A 20159-nucleotide genomic window follows, 5' to 3' on the forward strand; every position below is an offset into this window, starting at 1 on the left:
GGAATCAATAGTTGAATTTCGTTTTCACTTGTTCGCCTTCGCGATAGGAGAGAACGAAAGATTTCCAGGGCTCACCGCGAGCGACTGCATGCTCGTGTAATTTTTCTACAAGCGCATAGATTTTCGAATGGTTGTAATCCGTTTCAGCATCCCAGATTTCTGAGCCATTTTTTTCAACGGCGAGGTCTGACTCCATGTAGTTACCCCCCCATTCAACGCTGAATCGAAAAGCGTCATAACCCCGAACAATTCCAGCCTCAACCAGCTGGAAAATTTCCTGGATGTTTTTTATATCTTCAGTGATCACTCTTTAACCTCCGGACTGAAAGAACGGGGACAAAACTACGTTCTCAAGAAACTTCTAACTCAGCCTGCCTGTGCTCTTCTTCAGGTAGCACGCCAGGCAGCAGCGTTTCTATGGCAATTTGACTAGTACAATCTGATCAGAACCCTTTGGCAATTCCAGAAAGTACTCCAGCCTTCAAGAATCTTTTGCCATGCCTGCAAGGTGAACTTACTGTCCAGGCCCGACTTGCTCATTTACTTCCTTTATATAGGAAGTAAATTTCCCATCGCCCTTATCCACATGCAGCCGCCCGCACGTCTGGCACCAATAAACCGTCAAAGCCCCTTGGTCTATTGTTTCGTAGAACTCGTCTTCAGACAGCCAACGATTTGATAGCGCACAGCCAATTTCATCTATCTTCTGCTCGGCGACTAAAGACAACTCGAAATCGGACGTACCCAAAGACAGGTTCATTACATGACCGCAGACACAAGCAAATTTTGGCATGACTGAAGCGTCCTTTTTCTGTTCAAGCTTTGCCTTGTGGCCATTTTAGAAGCACAGCCTCATCGGAAACCGTTGGGTTTTCTAAAATCCGGAAAGCGTACTGCGCTCGCGGCAAATGATATCAATATAATGGCCAAACACCAGATAACCGCTTTCTGGCATCACCGAAATGCCCAGCCTCGACTTACCCAGACAAGCCCTGACTCCCCAATAATCTGTAAACTCCCCTCTTCTTTAGCCGCCCGTCATTTCCCCCTGCGGCCATCACCTTTTTCTGTAGCGGAGTCCACCTTGCGTCTGTTCCACACCTCCGACTGGCACCTTGGGCAAAACCTGCATGGCCAGGAGCGCGATTTCGAGCATGCGTGCTTTCTCGAATGGCTGCTGCGCCAATTGCAACTGGCGCAGCCGGATGTGCTGCTGATTGCCGGGGACATCTTTGACACGGTCAACCCGCCGGTCAAAGCCCAGGAACGCCTCTACGATTTCATCGTCAGTGCTCACGAGCAGCAGCCGTTGCTGACCATCGTGATGATTGCCGGTAACCACGATTCCGGCTCGCGCATCGAGCTGCCCGCGCCGTTGATGCGCCGTTTGCGCACCCATGCGCTGGGGCGGGTGTTGTGGCTGGATGACGGTCAGCTCGACGCCGAACGGCTGCTGCTGCCACTGCCCAATGCCCAAGGCGAAATCGCCGCGTGGTGCCTGGCGCTGCCGTTCCTGCGTCCGGCGGAAGTGACCGGTGCGCATCTGGGCGACGACTATCTGCGCGGTATCGGACAGGTGCATGAATGGCTGATCGAAGCGGCGAATGCCAAGCGCCAGCCGGGTCAGGCGCTGGTCGCCATCAGCCACGCGCATATGGCCGGCGGTTCGGTCTCGGAAGACTCCGAGCGCAGCCTGATCATCGGTAACGCCGAGGCGCTGCCCGCCAGCCTGTTCGGGCCGAGCATCAGTTACGTTGCCCTCGGCCATTTGCACAAGCCGCAGAAGGTCAACGGTGAAGAACGCATTCGCTACAGCGGCTCGCCGATTCCGCTGTCGTTTTCAGAGATCGGCTATCAACACCAGATTCTCGACATCACCCTCGACGGCGAAACCCTGGTCAGCGTCGAGCCGAAACTGATCCCGCGCTCGGTCAACCTGCAACGCATCGGTCCGGCGCCGCTGGCGGAGATTCTGCTGCAACTGGCTGACCTGCCGAATATCGATCTGCTCGCTGAAACCCAGCGTCAGCCATGGCTGGAAGTGCGCGTCACCCTCGACGAGCCGCAGCCGGATCTGCGCCATCAGGTGGAAAACGCCTTGCAAGGCAAAGCCGTGCGCCTGGTGCGGATCGCCGCCGAATACGCCGGCAACCGTGGCGCCGATGGCAGCGACGACGGCAGCGCGCTGGTCGAGCTGGATCAACTCACCCCGCAGGAATTGTTCAGCCGTGCCTGGCTCGACAACTATGGCAACGAGGTCGATGAACAAACCCTCAAGGACTTCGCCGAGCTGCTGCAGGACGTACAACTGGAGGGCGAGCAGCCATGAAGATTCTCGCCATTCGTTTGAAGAACCTCGCCTCGCTGGCCGGGCCGTTCGAGATTGATTTCACCGCCGAACCGCTGGCCAGTGCCGGTCTGTTCGCGATCACCGGGCCGACCGGCGCCGGTAAAAGTACCTTGCTCGACGCCTTGTGCCTGGCACTGTTTGGCGCCGTGCCACGGCTGAACAACACCGGCCGTGACGCCAAGGTGCCGGATGCCGACGGCGAAATCGCCACCGGCGACCCGCGTACCTTGCTGCGCCGTGGTACCGGTGAAGGTTACGCGGAAGTGGATTTTGTCGGCGTCGATGGCCGCCGTTACCGCGCGCGCTGGGAAGCCAACCGTGCCCGGGAAAAGGCCGGCGGCAAGTTGCAGGCCAGCCGGCAGAGCCTGCGCGACATCGATCAGGATCAACTGCTCGCCAGTCAGAAAGGCGAATACAAGACTCAACTCGAAGCCGCGCTGGGCCTGAACTTCGAACAATTCACCCGTGCCGTGCTGCTGGCCCAGAGCGAGTTCAGCGCGTTTCTCAAGGCCGACGACAACGACCGCAGCGAACTGCTGGAGAAACTCACCGACACCGCGCTCTACACTCGCCTCGGCCGCCGCGCGTTCGACAAGACCAAAGAGGCCCGCGAAGCACACAAGCTGTTGCAGGATCAGGCCACTGGCGTGACTCCGCTGACGCCCGAAGCGCGGGCCGAGCTGGACGAACGCTTCAACGCCGCCCAGCAACAGCTGAAGTTGCAGCAGGCGCAGCTCAAACAACTGGAGCAACAACACAGCTGGCTCAAGGATTTGCGCCAGTTGCAGGATGCGCAACAAGCGGCCGCCGAACAACTGCAGAGTGCACAGCAGCAGTGGGAAGGTCTGGCTGGCGAGCGCCTGAAGCTGACGCGCCTGGAGCAACTCGCGCCGCAACGCCACCAGTTCGCGCGCAAGACTGAACTGGATGCGCAACTGACGCCGCTGGCGGCACAGATTGCCGCGCATACCCAGCAACACGGCGAGCTCAACGAGCGCCAGACGCAACTGGAACAGGCGCTCAATGCGGCAAACATCGCCCTGAGCGAAGCGCAGCAGCGGCACAGCGAAAGTGCCCCGCTGCTGCGTCAGGCCTTCGACGAGCAAAGCACCCTTGCCCGCCTCGCCAAGGACACCGCCCTCAGCGCCGAGGCCCGCCAGTCCGCCGAGCAAGCCTGCACGCAAGGCCAGAGCGCGATTCAAGCCTTGCAGGCGAAACAGGCCGAGGTCGCTGAACGCCTGCAGAAAATCGCCGCCGGGCTGGAACAGAGTGCGGGTCTGGCGCCGCTCAGCGATGCATGGAATGCCTACCGCGATCGCCTGCAACAGCTGATGCTGATCGGCAATCGCCTGAACAAGGGGCAGGCCGAACTGGCGTCCCTCGAACAGAACGCTGCGCTTAGCGCCGAGACGCTGGCCGCGCAAAAACAACAACTGGAAGTGCTGTTCAAGGAGGCCGGCGCCGAGCCGAATGCCGTCGCCGAACAGATCGGCATCCTCGGCACGCTGTTGCAGGACAACCGCAAACAGCTGCGCGCCATCGAAGAACTGACGCGGCTCTGGGCCAGTCAGCAGGAGCTGGAAAAACGCGGCGCCGAGCTGCAACAGCGCCTGCTCGATGCGCAGCAGGAACGCGAGCGCCTGACCCAGGACGGGGTGAAAACCAAGGCTGAGCTGACCGTCGCTGAACAGACCCTCAACGTCACCCGTGAACTGCTCGAACGCCAGCGTCTGGCACGCAGCGCCAGTGTCGAAGAGCTTCGCGCGCAGTTGCAGGACGACCAGCCGTGCCCGGTCTGCGGCAGCCACGAGCACCCGTATCATCAGCCGGAAGCGCTGCTGCAAAGCCTCGGCCGGCACGATGAATCCGAGCAGGCCAGCGCGCAGCACGCGGTGGATCAGCTCAAGGAAAAACTCACCGAGTTGCGCGCTGAAGTCGGTGGCGTGATCGCCCGGCAGAAAGAGCTGCTGCAACAGCAGGAACAATTCACCGCCCAGTTGCAGGCATTGGCGCCGAGTCTGGAGGCGCATCCGCTGGCGCCTCAGTTGCTCAGTCAGGACGCCGACAAGCGCGATGCCTGGCTGACTCGGCAGAACGATCAGTTGAACCAGAGCATCACTCAGGACGAACAACGCCAGAGCGCCCTGCTCACCCTGCAACAGGACGCGGCGCGCCTGACCCAGCAACTGCGCAACGCCGAAACCGCGCATCAGCAAGCGGCGCAGCACCTGAGCAATCAACAGCGCGAACTGAGCAGCGACCGTCAGCGTCTCGACGAAGAGCTCACCGCGTTCGCCAGCCTGTTGCCGGCCGACACCCTCGAAGCCCTGCGCGTTGAACCGGCGGCAACCTTCATGCAACTGGATCGGCAGATTGCTGAGCGTCTGGCGCAGGTCGAGCAGCAGAAGGAAGAGTTGGCCGAACAGCAGCAGCGCCAGCAGACCCTGGAGAAAGAACAGGATCGCCAGCTCAGCCGCGTCCAGCAGCTGCAAAGCGCCGAGCAGCAGTTCAGCGCCCTGGCCGAGCAGCAACAGGCCAGTCAGGAAAAACTCGCGCAGCTGCTGGGCGAGCACAGCAGCGCCGAGCACTGGCAGCAGCAGCTGGAACAGGCTGTGGAACAAGCGCGCAACGCCGAAACCAGCACCGCTGCGCAACTGCAGAACGTGCGCACGCAACAGGTGCAGATCAGTGCCGAACTCAAGGCGCAACAGGAACGCTTGCAGGTACTGCAAAGCGAAGACGACGAACTGACGCAGAAGATTGCCGAATGGCGCGGGCGTCATCCGGAACTGGATGACGGCGGTCTGGAAGATCTGCTTCGCGTCGATGACACACAGCTCAGTGAACTGCGCCAGCGCTTGCAGCACAACGAAAAAGCCATCGAACAGGCCAAGGTGCTGCTGCAGGAGCGCGATCAGCGCTTGGCCGATCATCAGGCGCAGCACAACGGCAATCTCGATGCCGAGCAACTCGCCAGCGCCCTCGCCGAGCTGCAGAACCAGTTCAATCTGAGCGAGCAACAGTGCGCCGAATTGCGCGCAGAACAAGCTGAAGATCAGCGCCGGCAGAACGCCAATCAGGCGCTGGCACAGCAGATCGCCGACGCCTATGCCGAGTACCAGCGCTGGGCGCGCCTGAATGCGTTGATCGGCTCGGCCACCGGCGACACCTTCCGCAAGATCGCCCAGGCCTACAACCTCGACCTGCTGGTGCATCACGCCAACGTGCAGTTGCGCCAACTGGTCAAACGCTATCGCCTGAAACGCGGCGGCAGCATGCTCGGCCTGCTGGTGCTGGACACCGAGATGGGCGATGAATTGCGCTCGGTGCATTCGCTGTCCGGCGGCGAGACCTTTCTGGTGTCACTGGCCCTCGCACTGGGCCTGGCCTCGATGGCGTCGAGCACGCTGAAAATCGAATCGCTGTTCATCGACGAAGGCTTTGGCAGCCTCGATCCGGAATCGCTGCAACTGGCCATGGATGCCCTCGACGGCCTGCAGGCGCAGGGGCGCAAGGTCGCGGTGATTTCCCACGTGCAGGAAATGCACGAGCGGATTCCGGTGCAGATTCAGGTGCAGCGCCAGGGCAACGGCTTGAGCACCCTGGAGGTGAAATGAACACGCTGTATTCCTTCCGCCGCTGCCCCTACGCGATGCGCGCGCGAATGGCCCTGCGCTATTCGGGGGTAGCGGTGGAGATCGTCGAAGTCAGCCTCAAGGCCAAACCGGCCGCGATGCTGGCGATTTCACCCAAAGGCACGGTGCCGGTGCTGGAGGCCGATGGCCGGGTGATCGACGAGAGCCTGGAGATCATGCGCTGGGCGTTGGCGCAGCATGATCCGGACGATTGGCTGCTCGATGGCGATTCACGAATTGCCGAATTGATCGAAGCCAATGATCAAGTGTTCAAAGTGCATTTGAACCGCTACAAATACGCCGAGCGCTATCCCGAGCAGCCAATGGAGGTTTATCGGGCCGAAGGGGCGGTGTTTCTGCAGCGGCTGGATGGGTTGCTTGAAGGTCGGGATTATTTGCTGAGTGATCATCCGTGTCTTGCAGATGTGGCGTTGCTGCCGTTCGTTCGACAGTTTGCGCATGTGGATCGCGAGTGGTTCGCGCAGACGCCCTATGTTCGCTTGCAGGCGTGGCTACAGCGCTTCCTCGAATCCAACCTCTTCACCTCCATCATGAAGAAATAACCCCTGTAGGAGCTGCCGAAGGCTGCGATCTTTTGATCTTGATCTTAAAAACAAAATCAAAAGATCGCAGCCTGCGGCAGCTCCTACAGGGAATGTGTTTCAGGCCAGTGCGTTGCACATGCCCAGTGCCATGCAATCCACTTCAAACGGCCCAAGAAAATCGACCTCAGTCTTGATCGGCGGATTGCCGGCCAGCAACCCTTGGGAGTTGGCCCGTTCGATATTGTGCGCAATGCTGTGATTGGCCTCTATGGCCCGCGCCAGCGCACCGACCGAGCCTTGACCAAAACCGAGTAACGCCGCGCCATTGGTCATCAATGCCAGACCGGCGATGACCCAGAGTCTGTAGCCTTTCATGCGCCGCTCACTCCTGCGAGTTCAGCACGATCAACCAGCACGTCTGCGCGGTGTTCGAACTGGATGCCGGGGTGTGCGACTTCGATCGGTGCGTCGAAGATGTGTTGGGTTTGCGCGGCGATGCTTACAAACAGCACCAGAGCCAGGTAAAGACCGATGGCCAGGTAGGCGCCGCGCTTGGCTGAGGTGATGATTGAACTGGCCATGATGTGCTCCGTGGGCATGTTTCAGTGCCGTCAGGATCAATCAAAAAAGCCGTGGTAACCACTCAGGGTTTGCCATAGTAAACATCAGCTTCGTTGATTATTTAGGCCTTTTATTCGCGTGTTTGAAGAAACCTATCAAGTCGTCCAACGCACAAACGTGTAGGAGCTGCCGAAGGCTGCGATCTTTTGACGTTGAAGATCAAAAGATCGCAGCCTTCAGCAGCTCCTACAGGGAGTGGTGCCAAATCAGACTTTCAGTGTTGGGCTTTGTGATCCAGCGCGGCGTAGAAGTTGGCGCTCTGTTGCAGGTATTTCTGGGTGTAGCTCTGGGTGTGGGATTTTTTGCTGGCGATTTCAACGTTGGCACTGGCTGGCAATGCAACGGTGGCGGAGATGGCGGAAGCGGCGATGACGGAGAAGAGATTGAAGTTCATGGCGGTAACCCTCGTGTTCGGTTGGCTTGCTTTGCCCGGTTGGGCCGTGAAGCAAACTTAACGCTCGAGGGTTGATCGCTTGAAATGCTTTGTAGCATTACCGGATATCAGCGCGATTAATACAAAGAGACAGGCCCCGTAAACCGGGGCCTGTGGCTTATTGTCGCACGATAAACTTCAGGTCACTGGGCGCGTCCATCGGTAGTTTCTGCACGGTTTTGCCGAGCAGACCGGTCTTGGCGTCACGCTCGACGACGACAATTTCGTTGCTCTTCTGGTTGGCGATCAGCAGGAATTTGCCACTTGGATCGAGGCTGAATTCGCGCGGGTGATCGCCTTCCACCGAACGTTTTTGCAGTTCCTTGAGCTGGCCGGTCGCCGGATCAATGCCGAACACCAGCAACTGGTTGGCGGTACCACGGTTGCTGACGTAGAGGAACTTGCCATCGGCCGAGGCATGCAGCGCGGCGGCGGCTTTGTCCGAGGTCGGCTGACCGGCAGCCAGATCGACCAGTTGCGTCTGGGTCAGCACGCCGTCGTGATAGTCGAACACTGCAACCTGTGCGCTCATTTCCATGGTCAGCCAGGCATGTTTGCCGTCCGCGCTGAACAGCAAGTGACGCGGGCCGCTGCCGGCCGGCAGGCTCACCGAAGCAGTTTTCGCCGGGGTCAACGGTAGCTCCGGGTTGGCTTTCGGGTCGAACTGGTAAATGAAGACCTTGTCCGCCCCCAGGTCGTTGGAGAACACGTAGCGGCCATCCGGCGAGGACACCGTCGAGTGCACGTGGCTCGAGGCCTGACGCTCGGGGTTGACCCGGCTCGCCGGGTGCGCGCTCATCTGCACCACCGGTTTGAGTTTGCCATCGGCACCGACCGGCAACACCGCGAGGGTGCCGCCCGGATCTTCCATCACCGAATAGTTGCTGACGAACAGATGGCTGGCATCGCCGCTGAGGCTCGAATGGGTCGGCTCGTTGCCCAGGCTCTGCACTTGATTGATCAGGGTCAGAGTGTGGGTCTTGGGATCGATCGAATAGCTGCTGACGCGGCCGACCGGGTCTTTCTGGCCGGGACCGTTTTCATTGACCACGAACAGCTGCTTCTGGTCTTTGGACAAGGTCAGCCATGACGGGTTTTCGCTCTTCACCACTTGCAGCGGCTTGGCGGCGATCTGGCCGGTGGCGCTGTCGAAATTCATTCGATAGATGCCCTGGCTGGTGCCGGCGGTGTAGGAACCGACCAGCAATTGATAGCTCTCGGCGCTGGCACTGGACAGGCCCATCGCACCGACGCTGCCGGCCATCAGCAGTGGCCAGAATTTACGCATGTTCATTAATTGTCGTCCTCGTCGTCGCTGCTGCTGACCACGTCACCGAGGCACACCAGACGGTGTTCGCCGGTGGTCTTGGTGTCGCTGGCGTAGCCAATGATCAGCCAGCTTTGCAGGTCTTCATCAAACGTTGCTGCTTCAACCTGAGCCGGCGTGAATTCCCAATGCTTGGCCTCTCGGCCGTCGATGCATTCAATGTGCAGGTTGTCGTCTTCGTCGAGGGCGAATTCGAAGGCGTGCAAGCCATCGATTTCGACCATGCCGCAGTGTTCGAGGGCGTTGAGAAGGGTTTGGGCAGTCATGGCAAACAGTCTTTCTAGGGGGGAAAGGGCCAATGATAGCTTATAGCGCCTCGATCCCTCTGTAGGAGCTGCCGAAGGCTGCGATCTTTTGATCTTGTTTTTTAAAATCAAAGTCAAAAGATCGCAGCCTTCGGCAGCTCCTACAGAGTGATGGGTCAGAGGGCGTCGCGCGAGGGCTTGCCGTCTACCAGCCGTTGAATGCGCAACGGGTTGGCGTTTTTCAGTGGTTCGGGCAGCAAGAAATCCGGGTAGTTCTGAAAGCATACCGGGCGCAGGAACCGATCGATTGCCAGCGTCCCCACCGAGGTACCGCGCGCATCGGAAGTCGCCGGATACGGCCCGCCATGCACCATCGAATCACACACCTCCACACCCGTTGGATAACCATTGAGCAGAATCCGTCCGACTTTCTGTTCGAGCAGCGGCGTCAGTTCCGGGAAGTGTTCGAAGTCGGCCTGCTCGCCGATCATCGTCGCCGTCAGTTGCCCGTGCAGGCCCGACAGCGCCGCGCTGAGTTCGGCCTTGTCCGCCACTTCGACGATCACCGTGGTCGGGCCGAACACTTCTTCCTGCAGCACTTCATCGCCGTTGATCAACAGGCTGACATCGGCCTTGAACAGTTGTGGCTGCGCCTGATTGCCCTGTTGCGGATTACCCGCCAGATGCTCGATGCCGGAATGCGCCAGCAACTTTTGCAGACCCTTGCCGTAGCTGCCGAGGGTGCCGGCGTTGAGCATGGTTTGCGCCGGTTGGTCGCCAATCAGCCCGGCGACTTGCTGGACGAAGGCGCTGAACTGCGGCGAGCGAATACCAATGACCAAACCCGGGTTGGTACAGAACTGACCGCAGCCTTGCACCACGGAGGCGGTCAGGTCGCGGGCGATGGCCTGCGAGCGCTCAGCCAAGGCTTGAGGCAGAACGATCACCGGGTTGATGCTCGACATTTCGGCGAACACCGGGATCGGTTGCGGCCGTGCCGCGGCCATGTCGCACAGTGCGCGGCCGCCCTTCAGCGAACCGGTGAAACCAACCGCCTGAATCGCCGGATGCTTGACCAGCCATTCGCCAACGCCAGCGCCGTAAATCATGTTGAACACGCCTGCCGGCATCGCGGTTTTTTCCGCCGCGCGAATCAGTGCCTCGGCCACACATTCAGCGGTTGCCATATGACCTGAATGCGCCTTGAACACCACCGGGCAACCGGCGGCCAGCGCGGCAGCGGTATCGCCGCCCGCTGTAGAAAAAGCCAGCGGAAAGTTGCTCGCACCGAACACTGCCACCGGGCCGAGGCCGATGCGGTACTGACGCAGATCCGGACGCGGTAACGGCTGGCGCTCCGGCAGCGGCAGCGGCAGATCAATTCGCGCGCCGTAGAAATCACCGCGCCGCAGGACTTTGGCGAACAGGCGCATCTGCCCGCTGGTGCGCCCGCGCTCGCCCTGAATGCGTGCGGCAGGCAGCGCGGTTTCACGGCAGACCAACGCTACGAAATCATCATCCAGCGCATCCAGTTCGTCGGCAATCGCGTCGAGAAATTGCGCGCGGCGTTCGGCGCTGAGGCTGCGATAGGCCGGGTACGCTGCGGCGGCGGCTTTGGCGGCGGCATCGACTTCGGCTTCAGTCGCTTGAATGAATGCGTACGGCAGCTGTTCGCCGGTGGTTGCGTCGACGCTGTGCAGTGTCACGTCGCCCGCTGCGCTGCGCTGTCCGCCAATGAAGTTGTGTCCAAGAATCTGCGTCATGGGAGCTCCTTAAAGGGTGCCGATGCTGTCCGGTTGAAAGGCCGCTGCTGCCGGCGCGATGCCGTTGACCAGCGGGGCGCCGAATTCGGCCTGGCTGATTTCAAACTGGTCGCCCGGTTGGGTGCGAACGCCATCGGCGAACGACAGGGTCGCCGTGCCGAAGAAGTGAATGTGCACGTCGCCCGGGCGCAGGAACTGACGGTATTTGAAATGGTGGTATTCAAGGTTGGCGAGGCTGTGGCACATGTTGGCTTCGCCGCTGAGGAATTCGTTCTGCCACAGCACTTCGCCGTTACGCAGGATGCGACTGCTGCCGGCCAGATGTTGCGGCAGTTCGCCGGTGCGCAGTTCCGGGCCGTAGCTGCAACTGCGCAGTTTCGAGTGGGCCAGGTACAGGTAATTCTTGCGCTCCATGACGTGATCGGAGAACTCGTTACCCACGGCGAAACCGAGGCGATACGGTTTGCCGTCGTGGCCAATGACGTAAAGGCCGGCCATCTCCGGTTCCTCGCCAGCGTCTTCGGCGAACGGCGGCAACGGGAATGCCTCACCCGGACGCACGACGATGCTGCCGTCGCCCTTGTAGAACCATTCCGGCTGCACGCCCGCCTGCCCCGCCGCTGGTTTGCCGCCCTCCACGCCCCATTTGAAGATGCGCATGGTGTCGGTCATTTGCGCTTCGTCGCCGGCCTGCTGGTGCATCTTGTCCCGCGCCGAGGCGCTGCCCAGATGCGTGAGGCCGGTGCCGCTGACCAGCAGGTGCGCCGGGTCCGGATGATCCAGCGGTGGCAGGATACGCAGGTCTTTGAGCAACTGCGCATAGTCATGACTGATGCCCAGGCCGTGGGTTTGTACTTGCTGCTCCAGAGTGCCGCCGGCTTCGATGGCGGCCAGCGCGAGATCGCGTACGCTACGGGCGTCCTGCACTTCGCGGATCAGCCCGTTGTCGACCACGCCGACGCGGCGCTCGCCGTTGATCAATTCGAATTGAACCAGATGCATAAATTTCTCCTGTAAACAAAACTTCGAAACACTGCAAAACCCTGTGGGAGCTGGCTTGCCAGCGATAGCAATCTGTCAGATACCGCTATGTTGGATGTGCCGCCGCCATCGCTGGCAAGCCAGCTCCCACAGGGTTTGCGGTGATGGTTCGTTTGATATCAGGTTCGGGTGGCACCGCGTGCGCTGGCGGCGAATTGCTCGGCTGGCAGGACGTGTTTGCGCTCAAGCACGCGGTAAACCACGCCGGTCAAAATCAAACCGAACACCATCACCCCACTGAGGAAATACAACCCCGAACCCAGATTCCCGGTGTATTCCTTCAGCGCCCCAATCACGAACGGCCCGATGTAACCACCGAGGTTGCCCACCGAGTTGATCAGCGCGATCCCCGCTGCCGCACTCGCGCCGGCAAAGAACCGCCCCGGCAAGGTCCAGAACACCGCTGTGCAGGAAAACAGCGCGAACGCCACCAGACACAGCGCTGCCAGTTGTGCCACCGGCAGGGTCAGCCAGGCGCTGAAAAACAGGCCCAGTGCACCCAGCACATAGAGCACCGCCAGGTGGCCGTAGCGATCGTTCATGCGGTCGGAGCTGCGTGGCACGATCAGCAGACCGACGATGCCGAAGATGTAGGGCACCGACGAGACGAAACCGGTCACCAGATCGCTGCCGCCAAACTGTTTGATCAGCGTCGGCAGCCACAGGCCAAGGCCATAAATACTCAGGGTCACCGGCAGGTAAAACAGCGCCAGTAGCAACACCCGTTTGTCCTTGAGTGCATGCAGCGGGTTGCCGTGACGGGTCTGGCCGTATTCCTGCAAATCCTTTTTCAGCTCGCCGGTCAGCCAGTCTTTCTCGGCCTGATCCATCCACTTCACGTTTTGCGGGCCATCGGGCAGCCAGCGCAGGACCGGCCAGGTCAGCAGGATCGCCGGGGTGCCGATGACGATGAACAGCCACTGCCAGCCGTGCAGCCCAAGGATGCCGTCCATACCGAGCAAACCACCGGACACCGGGCCGGTGATCATCATCGCAATCGGTTGGGAGAGGATGAACAGGCCGAGGATCTTGCCGCGATGGCGCACCGGGAACCATTGGGTGATGTAGTACAGAACGCCGGGGAAGAACCCCGCCTCCGCCGCGCCGAGCAGAAAGCGCATGACGTAGAAACTGTGCGGGCCCTGGACGAACGCCATGCCGATGGTGATCGCGCCCCAGGTGATCATGATCCGCGCGAACCAGCGCCGCGCGCCGAAGCGTTCGAGCATCAGGTTGCTGGGGATTTCGAGAAGAAAGTAGCCGATGAAAAACAGCCCGGCGCCCAGCCCATAGGCCGCATCACCGAGGCCGATGTCAGCGCCCATGTGCAGCTTGGCGAAGCCGACGGCGGAACGATCCACATAGGCGATCAGGTACAGCAGGATCAGGAAGGGAATCAGTTTCAGCGTGATGCGGCGGATAAGCCGCAGTTCCTGGCTCATGGGATCGGTCTCCGATTGTTGTTTTTATAGAACCTCGGGGGACGCCTCTCGCGAAAAATCGCCAGGGCCGATCCCTCCGTCGAAAACGACTATATAGTAATACTAATTACGCAACAACACTTCCAAAGCGACGATTTTGCGCTTATGTTTAGCCATGACTCGCAAACAATAGTCTTACAATAAGAGAATCGATCATGTCTGAGAAGAAACCCACCCTGCGCTCCGCCCAATGGTTTGGCACGGCCGACAAGAACGGCTTCATGTACCGCAGCTGGATGAAGAATCAGGGCATCGCCGACCACCAGTTCCACGGCAAGCCGATCATCGGCATCTGCAATACCTGGTCGGAACTGACCCCGTGCAACGCGCATTTCCGCCAGATTGCCGAGCACGTCAAACGCGGCGTGATCGAGGCCGGTGGCTTTCCGGTGGAATTCCCGGTGTTCTCCAATGGCGAGTCGAACCTGCGCCCCACCGCCATGCTCACCCGCAACCTGGCGAGCATGGACGTCGAAGAAGCGATTCGCGGCAACCCGATTGACGGCGTGGTGCTACTGACCGGCTGCGACAAAACCACCCCGGCGCTGTTGATGGGCGCGGCCAGTTGCGACGTGCCGGCGATCGTCGTCACTGGCGGACCGATGCTCAACGGCAAGCACAAGGGCAAGGACATCGGTTCCGGCACGGTGGTGTGGCAGCTCAGCGAGCAGGTCAAGGCCGGCACCATCACCCTCGACGATTTCCTCGCGGCCGAGGGCGGCATGTCACGCTCGGCGGGCACCTGCAACACCATGGGCACCGCGTCGACCATGGCCTGCATGGCCGAAGCGCTGGGCACCTCGTTGCCGCACAACGCGGCGATTCCGGCAGTGGATGCGCGGCGTTATGTGCTGGCGCACATGTCCGGCATGCGCGCGGTGGAGATGGTGCGCGAAGATTTGCGCCTGTCGAAGATCCTGACCAAGGAAGCGTTTGAAAACGCCATTCGGGTCAACGCGGCGATCGGCGGTTCGACCAACGCGGTGATCCACCTGAAAGCCATCGCCGGTCGCATCGGTGTCGAGCTGGATCTGGATGACTGGACGCGTATCGGGCGCGGCATGCCGACCATCGTCGACCTGCAACCGTCCGGGCGCTTCCTGATGGAAGAGTTTTACTACGCCGGAGGCTTGCCGGCGGTGCTGCGGCGTCTCGGTGAGGCCAATCTGATCCCCAATCCGAACGCGCTGACCGTGAATGGCAAGACGCTGGGCGAGAACACCAAAGACGCGCCGATCTATGGCGAGGACGAAGTGATCCGCACCCTCGACAATCCGATCCGCGCGGACGGCGGTATCTGCGTATTGCGCGGGAATCTGGCGCCGCTGGGAGCGGTACTCAAGCCGTCCGCCGCGACCCCGGAATTGATGCAGCATCGGGGGCGCGCGGTGGTGTTCGAGAATTTCGACATGTACAAGGCGCGGATCAATGACCCGGAGCTGGATGTCGATAAGGACTCGATTCTGGTGATGAAAAACTGCGGGCCGAAGGGGTATCCGGGCATGGCCGAGGTGGGCAACATGGGCTTGCCGGCCAAGCTGCTGGCCCAAGGCGTGACCGACATGGTGCGCATCTCGGATGCGCGGATGAGCGGCACCGCGTACGGCACCGTGGTTTTGCACGTTGCCCCGGAAGCCGCTGCCGGTGGGCCATTGGCGGCGGTGCAGGAAGGCGACTGGATCGAGCTCGATTGCGCCAGTGGGCGTTTGCATCTGGACATTCCGGATGCCGAACTGGCAGCGCGCATGGCCGATCTGCAGCCGCCGCAGCAGCTACTGATCGGCGGCTATCGTCAGCTGTACATCGATCATGTGTTGCAGGCGGATCAGGGTTGCGATTTCGACTTCCTGGTCGGCTGCCGAGGGGCGGAAGTCCCGCGTCATTCTCACTGATCACACAAATCCCTGTGGGAGCGAGCTTGCTCGCGAAGACGGCGGTACATTCAACTGCAATGTTGTTTGACCCGCCGCTTTCGCGAGCAAGCTCGCTCCCACAGTTGTTCTTTACCCGCCTCAAGAATGCGCCGTGCCTGCTATGATGCGCGGCATCTCCATCGCTCAGGATCGCGCCGTTCCCCATGGATTACCGCAAACCTTCCGACCGTAAAAGCATGCACTCGCGCATTGTCCAGGAACTGGGCATGCAGATCGTCTCCGGACGCTTTTTGCCCGACGACAAACTGCCCGCCGAAGCGCTGTTGTGCGAGGAATACGCGGTCAGCCGCCCGGTGTTGCGCGAAGCCACGCGAGTGCTGGTGGCCAAGGGGCTGGTGTATTCAAAACCGCGCGTCGGCACGGTGGTCAAGGCGCGCCGCGAATGGCACATGCTCGACCCGGACGTGCTGCACTGGCTGATGCAAAGCAGTCCGCAGAATGAATTCTTCAATGTGCTGACCAGCGTGCGCAGCATCATCGAACCGGCCGCTGCCGCCCTCGCCGCCCAGCACGCGACCGAGGCCGACATCGCCGCCATCGGCGAGGCCTATCAGCGCATGGAAGCCGCGCCGACCCCGGAGGCCTTGCTGCAACCGGACCTGGACTTCCATAGCCGGATTGCCGACGCGACCCATAACGATCTGCTGGCGAACCTGTGCAACATGCTCTCGGTGGCGATTGCCGAGGCGTTGAAACATTCCAACCAGCGGCCGAATCTGCATGAACTGGCGTTGCCACGGCACAAGGCGATTCTTACCGCGATCGAGAACCGTGATGCCCTCGGCGCGCGCCATGCGACGCTGGTGCAGCTGGATGATGCGCGCAGTGCGTTGAGTGTTGTGCTTGGGGCGGATCTTTCGTAAGCCTTGAGACCGCTTGCCCTCACCCTAGCCCTCTCCCAGAGGGAGAGGGGACCGATCCGGGAATATTGACGACCTACACCGACGTGAACGATTTGCTTTGAATCCATAATCGGCTGGTATCTCAAATCTCATGATTTGCTGTGAATCCATAATCGATTCGGTATTTCCAAGTCGATGTATCAAGCCGCACACCTCGGTCAGTCCCCTCTCCCTCTGGGAGAGGGCTAGGGTGAGGGGCTTTTGATCTTGACTCATAAAAAAGCCGCAACCCCAAGGTTGCGGCTTTGTCGTTTCAGGCGCCCGGATCAGTGGGCGAACAACGAATTGCCCTTCTGCCCCGCCAGTTTCTCCGGCTTGATCAGGAACTTGGCCAGCGCCGGCAACAGCCACAGCGCACCGAACATGTTCCACAGCAACATGAAGGTCAGCATCAGGCCCATGTCGGCCTGGAACTTGATTGCCGAGAAGATCCAGGTGCATACGCCGATGGCCAGGCACAGGCCGGTGAACAGCACCGCTTTACCGGTGGATTTCAGGGTCTGGTAATAGGCTTCCTGCAATGGCAGACCGGCGCGCAGGAAACTCTCCAGACGGCTGTAGATGTAGATGCCGTAGTCCACGCCAATCCCCACGCCCAGCGCCACCACCGGCAGGGTCGCAACCTTGACGCCGATGCCCATGAACGCCATCAGCGCGTTGCCCAGCACCGAGGTCAGCACCAGCGGCAGGACGATGCACAGGGTCGCCGCCCACGAGCGGAAGGTGATCATGCACATCACTGCGACGCAGATGTACACCAGAATCAGGATGGTCAGCTCGGCCTGTTTGATCACCTCGTTGGTGGCCGCTTCGATGCCGGCGTTACCGGCGGCGAGGATGAATTCCAGACCGTCCTTGTTGTTGGCCTTGGCAAATTCCTGCACCGCATGCACCGCGCGGTCGAGGGTTTCGGCCTTGTGGTCGTTGAGGAAGATCAACACCGGCGCCAGCGAACAGCTGTTGTTGTACAGGCCGTCGGCGCGGGCAATCGAGTTGTTCAGCACGTCCGGGTTGCGCGACAGGGTTTCCCATTTCAGGTTGCCCTCGTTCATGCCCTTGATCATCTGTTTGGACACGGTCACCAGCGAGATCGCCGACTGCACGCCCTCGGTGTTCTGCATCTTCCACATCAGCTCGTCGATCGGCGCCATCGCTTCGTAGCGCGAGCAGCCCTCGGTGGCGGTCTTGACCATCACCACCAGTACGTCGGAACTGGTGGAATAGTTGTTGATGATGAAGTTGTTGTCCTTGTTGTAGCGCGAGTCCGGACGCAGCTCCGGCGCGCCCTGGTCGAGGTCGCCGATCTTCAGGTTCTGGCTGTACCAGAGGCCGCCACCGAAGGCGAGCAGCGCCAGGGCAATCGAGACCGGCGCGACTTTCGGGCTGGCGAAGTTCGACAACAGGCGCCAGAACGGGTGTTCGCGGTTCGCGTCCTTCTTGCTCTTGGCGATGGCGCGCTTGCTGATGCCGACATAGGAAATCGCCACCGGCAGCAGGATCAGGTTGGTGAACACGATCACCGCCACGCCGATGGACGCGCCGATCGCCAGTTCGCGGATCACCCCGATGTCGATGATCAGCAGGGTGATGAAGCCCACGGCGTCGGCGAGAATCGCGATCATCCCCGGCAGGAACAGTTGCCGGAAGGTGCGCCGCGCCGCAGTCAGGGCGTTGTCCGCCTCACTCGACTGCAGGGCGATGCCGTTGATCTTCTGCACGCCGTGGGAAATGCCGATGGCGAAGATCAGGAACGGCACCAGCATCGAATACGGATCCAGCCCGAAACCGAAGAAGTGCATCAGCCCCAGTTGCCAGACCACCGCCACCAGCGTGGTGCTCAACACCGCAATGGTGCTGCGCAGGCAGTTGGTGAACCACAGCAGCAGAATCAGGGTGATGACGAACGCGATGCCGAAGAACATCACCACCATCACCAGGCCGTCGATCAGGTCTCCGACCTTCTTGGCGAAGCCGACGATGTGGATCTTGACGTTGGGGTTCTGCGCTTCGAACTTGTTGCGGATCTTGTCTTCAAGCTCATGGGAGAACTGGCGGTAGTCCAGCGCCAGCAGCTTGCCCTGATCCTGCGGGTCCGGGTAGGACTCCAACAGCGGGATGTCGACGATGCTCGATTTGAAGTCGTTGGACACCAGGCGCCCGACCTGCCCTGACTTGAGCACGTTGTTGCGCAGCATGTCGAGGCTGTCCGGCGAGCCGTCGTAGCTCTGCGGAATCACTTCACCGCCAGCGAACCCCTCTTCGGTCACTTCGGTCCAGCGTACGCTCGGACTCCACAGCGATTTGAGGCCGGAACGGTCGACGCCGGAGATGTAGAACACCTCGTCGTTGATCTGGCGCAGGGTCTCCATGTATTCCTTGGAGAAGATGTCGCCGTCTTTGGCTTCCACCGAAATCCGAACGGTATTGCCCAGGTTCGCCAGATCGTTGCGGTGCTCCATCATCTTCTCGATGAACGGATGCTTGAGCGGGATCATTTTTTCGAAACTGGTGGAGGGGCGAATCAGCGTGGCCTGCCAGAACAGGAAGATACTGACCACCAGACAGATCAGGATCACGGCCGGACGGTTGTTGAAAATCAGACGCTCGAGGAACGTCGCCTTGTCCTGATGATGAGTGCTCAAGGAAGTCATAGCCCCGCCTTCTTATTATTGATTTCGGCGCCGTTGGGCTGCGTGGTGTGCACGCCGCCCTGCCCGGTCAGAATCAGATTGCCGTCGCCGGCCGCTGTCACCGAGGACAGCGAAATGCGGTCCGGGCGGTTGAACACGCTGAAGGTTTCGCCGTTGTCGCTGCTGCTGATCACCGAGCCGCCGTTGCCGACGATCACGATCGAGCCATCCGCGAGCAGCGTGGCGCCGGACAGGCCGAACTCCAGCGCACCACGCGCGGCTTTGAGTTCGACCTGCTGCCAGGTGCTGCCGAAATCGCTGGAACGATAGAGATTGCCGCGCAGGCCGTAGGCCAACAAGGTCTGCGCCTGGGCGGTGCCGATCACGCCGAACAGCGAGCCTTGATATGGGCCCTGGAGTTTTTCCCAGGTCTGGCCCCAGTCCGGGGAGCGGAACATGCTGCCCTGCTCGCCGACGATGAACAGCCCGGCGTCCTTGACCGCCGCGATGGCGTTGAGGTGGAACTGGTCCTGGTTGTCGAGGCGGTCGCTGACGTCCTGCCAGTTCTTGCCGCCATCGGTGGTTTCCAGCAATGCGCCGTAGGCACCGACCGCGACGCCGTGGTTGACGTCCTGGAACCAGACGTCGAGCAGCGGTGCTTCGCGCTTGAGGTCTTCGAATTGTTTGCTCCAGGTCAGGCCGCCGTCGGCGCTGGCGAGGATCTGCGCGTCGTGGCCGACCGCCCAGCCGTGCTTGTCGTCGACGAAGTACACCGCCGTCAGCAATTGCCGGGTCGGCACTTTGGCCTGGGTCCAGGTCTTGCCCTGGTCGTCGGAAAAGAGAATGTGCCCGCGGTCACCCACCGCCACCAACCGGGTGCCGGCGTTGACAACATCGAGTATCAGGCTTTTGGCGGCTTTGGCCGATTCGGTGGAGTACACCCCGTCGGCGGGCGCTTCGGCAGCCAGAACGGGTGCCGACAAGGCAGCACAGCCCAGCAGTGTGAGTGCTGTGGCCAGCAACGCGGTGTTGCGTAACGCCGGCGGGCGGCAACGACTCATAGACCTTCCCCTATTTATTATTGTTAGGCCATTGGGCCTTAGGGCGCCGCAAGGGTGCTCGTGGTGACTGATGGGTCACAAGCATAGCCGTGAAACCCGCAGTCCAGAGCGCCTTGGGAAGCTGGCTCATCCTATCGGGCTTTGGAAACGTCTGACAATCGGCGCCACGTTATCTTTTGTTAACCAAATGG

At 60.6% G+C, this 20159-nt stretch carries 17 protein-coding genes; 5 read left to right on the top strand and 12 right to left on the bottom strand.

Translation table 11 applies throughout. From position 1 onward, the window contains the following. Positions 1-4: 4 nt before the first annotated feature. Positions 5-307: a hypothetical protein gene (locus tag HXW87_RS19205; protein ID WP_182401501.1), complete on the bottom strand. Its 303-nt coding sequence runs from the start codon at positions 305-307 to the stop codon at positions 5-7. Between the two features lie 207 nt (positions 308-514). After that, positions 515-793: a hypothetical protein gene (locus tag HXW87_RS19210; protein WP_239777498.1), complete on the bottom strand. Its 279-nt coding sequence runs from the start codon at positions 791-793 to the stop codon at positions 515-517. A 291-nt stretch (positions 794-1084) separates the two neighbouring features. Here HXW87_RS19210 and HXW87_RS19215 point away from each other — a divergent pair, with 291 nt between their 5' ends. The 3 genes from HXW87_RS19215 to HXW87_RS19225 are packed head-to-tail and all read left to right on the top strand — an operon-like array spanning position 1085 to position 6548. After that, positions 1085-2329, top strand: coding sequence for an exonuclease SbcCD subunit D C-terminal domain-containing protein (locus HXW87_RS19215; RefSeq protein ID WP_239777499.1), 1245 nt, complete (start codon positions 1085-1087; stop codon positions 2327-2329). Then, positions 2326-5967, top strand: a complete 3642-nt coding sequence (locus HXW87_RS19220; RefSeq protein WP_239777500.1) for an AAA family ATPase — start codon at positions 2326-2328, stop codon at positions 5965-5967. The genes HXW87_RS19215 and HXW87_RS19220 overlap by 4 nt, the downstream gene beginning before the upstream one ends. Beyond that, entirely contained in the window at positions 5964-6548 is a 585-nt protein-coding gene (locus HXW87_RS19225) for a glutathione S-transferase (protein WP_239777501.1), read from the top strand. The genes HXW87_RS19220 and HXW87_RS19225 overlap by 4 nt, the downstream gene beginning before the upstream one ends. A 99-nt stretch (positions 6549-6647) precedes the next feature. Here HXW87_RS19225 and HXW87_RS19230 read toward each other — a convergent pair whose 3' ends face one another. The 8 genes from HXW87_RS19230 to HXW87_RS19265 all read right to left on the bottom strand — a co-directional run bounded on the left by HXW87_RS19230 (position 6648) and on the right by HXW87_RS19265 (position 13402). Then, a complete protein-coding gene (locus HXW87_RS19230) occupies positions 6648-6905 on the bottom strand; it encodes a hypothetical protein (protein WP_239777502.1) in 258 nt (85 codons plus the stop codon). Further along, on the bottom strand, positions 6902-7111 hold the full coding sequence (locus HXW87_RS19235; protein WP_182401286.1) for a hypothetical protein: 210 nt from the start codon (positions 7109-7111) through the stop codon (positions 6902-6904). The genes HXW87_RS19230 and HXW87_RS19235 overlap by 4 nt, the downstream gene beginning before the upstream one ends. A 254-nt stretch (positions 7112-7365) precedes the next feature. Next, positions 7366-7545 carry a hypothetical protein gene (locus HXW87_RS19240; RefSeq protein ID WP_041062495.1) on the bottom strand — a complete coding sequence of 60 codons (180 nt, stop codon included), beginning with the start codon at positions 7543-7545 and terminating at the stop codon, positions 7366-7368. 157 nt (positions 7546-7702) lie between these two features. Continuing rightward, the gene (locus tag HXW87_RS19245; protein WP_239777503.1) at positions 7703-8878 is read right to left on the bottom strand and encodes a lactonase family protein; all 1176 of its coding nucleotides are present in this window, start codon (positions 8876-8878) and stop codon (positions 7703-7705) included. Next, positions 8878-9177 (bottom strand): DUF5629 family protein, encoded by a 300-nt coding sequence (locus tag HXW87_RS19250; protein ID WP_131670256.1) that lies wholly within the window; start codon positions 9175-9177, stop codon positions 8878-8880. The genes HXW87_RS19245 and HXW87_RS19250 overlap by 1 nt, the downstream gene beginning before the upstream one ends. Positions 9178-9332: 155 nt before the next feature. Beyond that, entirely contained in the window at positions 9333-10919 is a 1587-nt protein-coding gene (locus HXW87_RS19255; RefSeq protein WP_239777504.1) for an aldehyde dehydrogenase (NADP(+)), read from the bottom strand. Positions 10920-10928: 9 nt separating this feature from the next. Further along, the gene (gene araD1 / locus HXW87_RS19260) at positions 10929-11921 is read right to left on the bottom strand and encodes an AraD1 family protein (protein ID WP_239777505.1); all 993 of its coding nucleotides are present in this window, start codon (positions 11919-11921) and stop codon (positions 10929-10931) included. 158 nt (positions 11922-12079) lie between these two features. Further along, positions 12080-13402 (bottom strand): MFS transporter, encoded by a 1323-nt coding sequence (locus tag HXW87_RS19265; RefSeq protein WP_239777506.1) that lies wholly within the window; start codon positions 13400-13402, stop codon positions 12080-12082. Between the two features lie 194 nt (positions 13403-13596). Between HXW87_RS19265 and HXW87_RS19270 the strand changes: the two genes are divergently transcribed. Together HXW87_RS19270 and HXW87_RS19275 are read left to right on the top strand one after the other, a co-directional pair. Continuing rightward, a complete protein-coding gene (locus HXW87_RS19270; RefSeq protein WP_239777507.1) occupies positions 13597-15333 on the top strand; it encodes an IlvD/Edd family dehydratase in 1737 nt (578 codons plus the stop codon). Positions 15334-15518: 185 nt separating this feature from the next. After that, complete coding sequence (locus HXW87_RS19275; RefSeq protein ID WP_041062520.1) at positions 15519-16238, top strand: FadR/GntR family transcriptional regulator; 720 nt, start codon at positions 15519-15521, stop codon at positions 16236-16238. A 305-nt stretch (positions 16239-16543) separates the two neighbouring features. On the opposite strand, the gene HXW87_RS19280 is transcribed toward HXW87_RS19275, so the two are convergent. Next, positions 16544-18928: an RND family transporter gene (locus tag HXW87_RS19280; RefSeq protein ID WP_047293887.1), complete on the bottom strand. Its 2385-nt coding sequence runs from the start codon at positions 18926-18928 to the stop codon at positions 16544-16546. Then, positions 18925-19968, bottom strand: a complete 1044-nt coding sequence (locus HXW87_RS19285; protein ID WP_239777508.1) for a YCF48-related protein — start codon at positions 19966-19968, stop codon at positions 18925-18927. The genes HXW87_RS19280 and HXW87_RS19285 overlap by 4 nt, the downstream gene beginning before the upstream one ends. Between the last annotated feature and the right edge of the window lie 191 nt (positions 19969-20159).

This window comes from Pseudomonas sp. Y5-11 (genome assembly GCF_022368695.1).
In the GTDB taxonomy this organism is placed as follows: Bacteria; Pseudomonadota; Gammaproteobacteria; order Pseudomonadales; family Pseudomonadaceae; genus Aquipseudomonas; species Aquipseudomonas parakoreensis.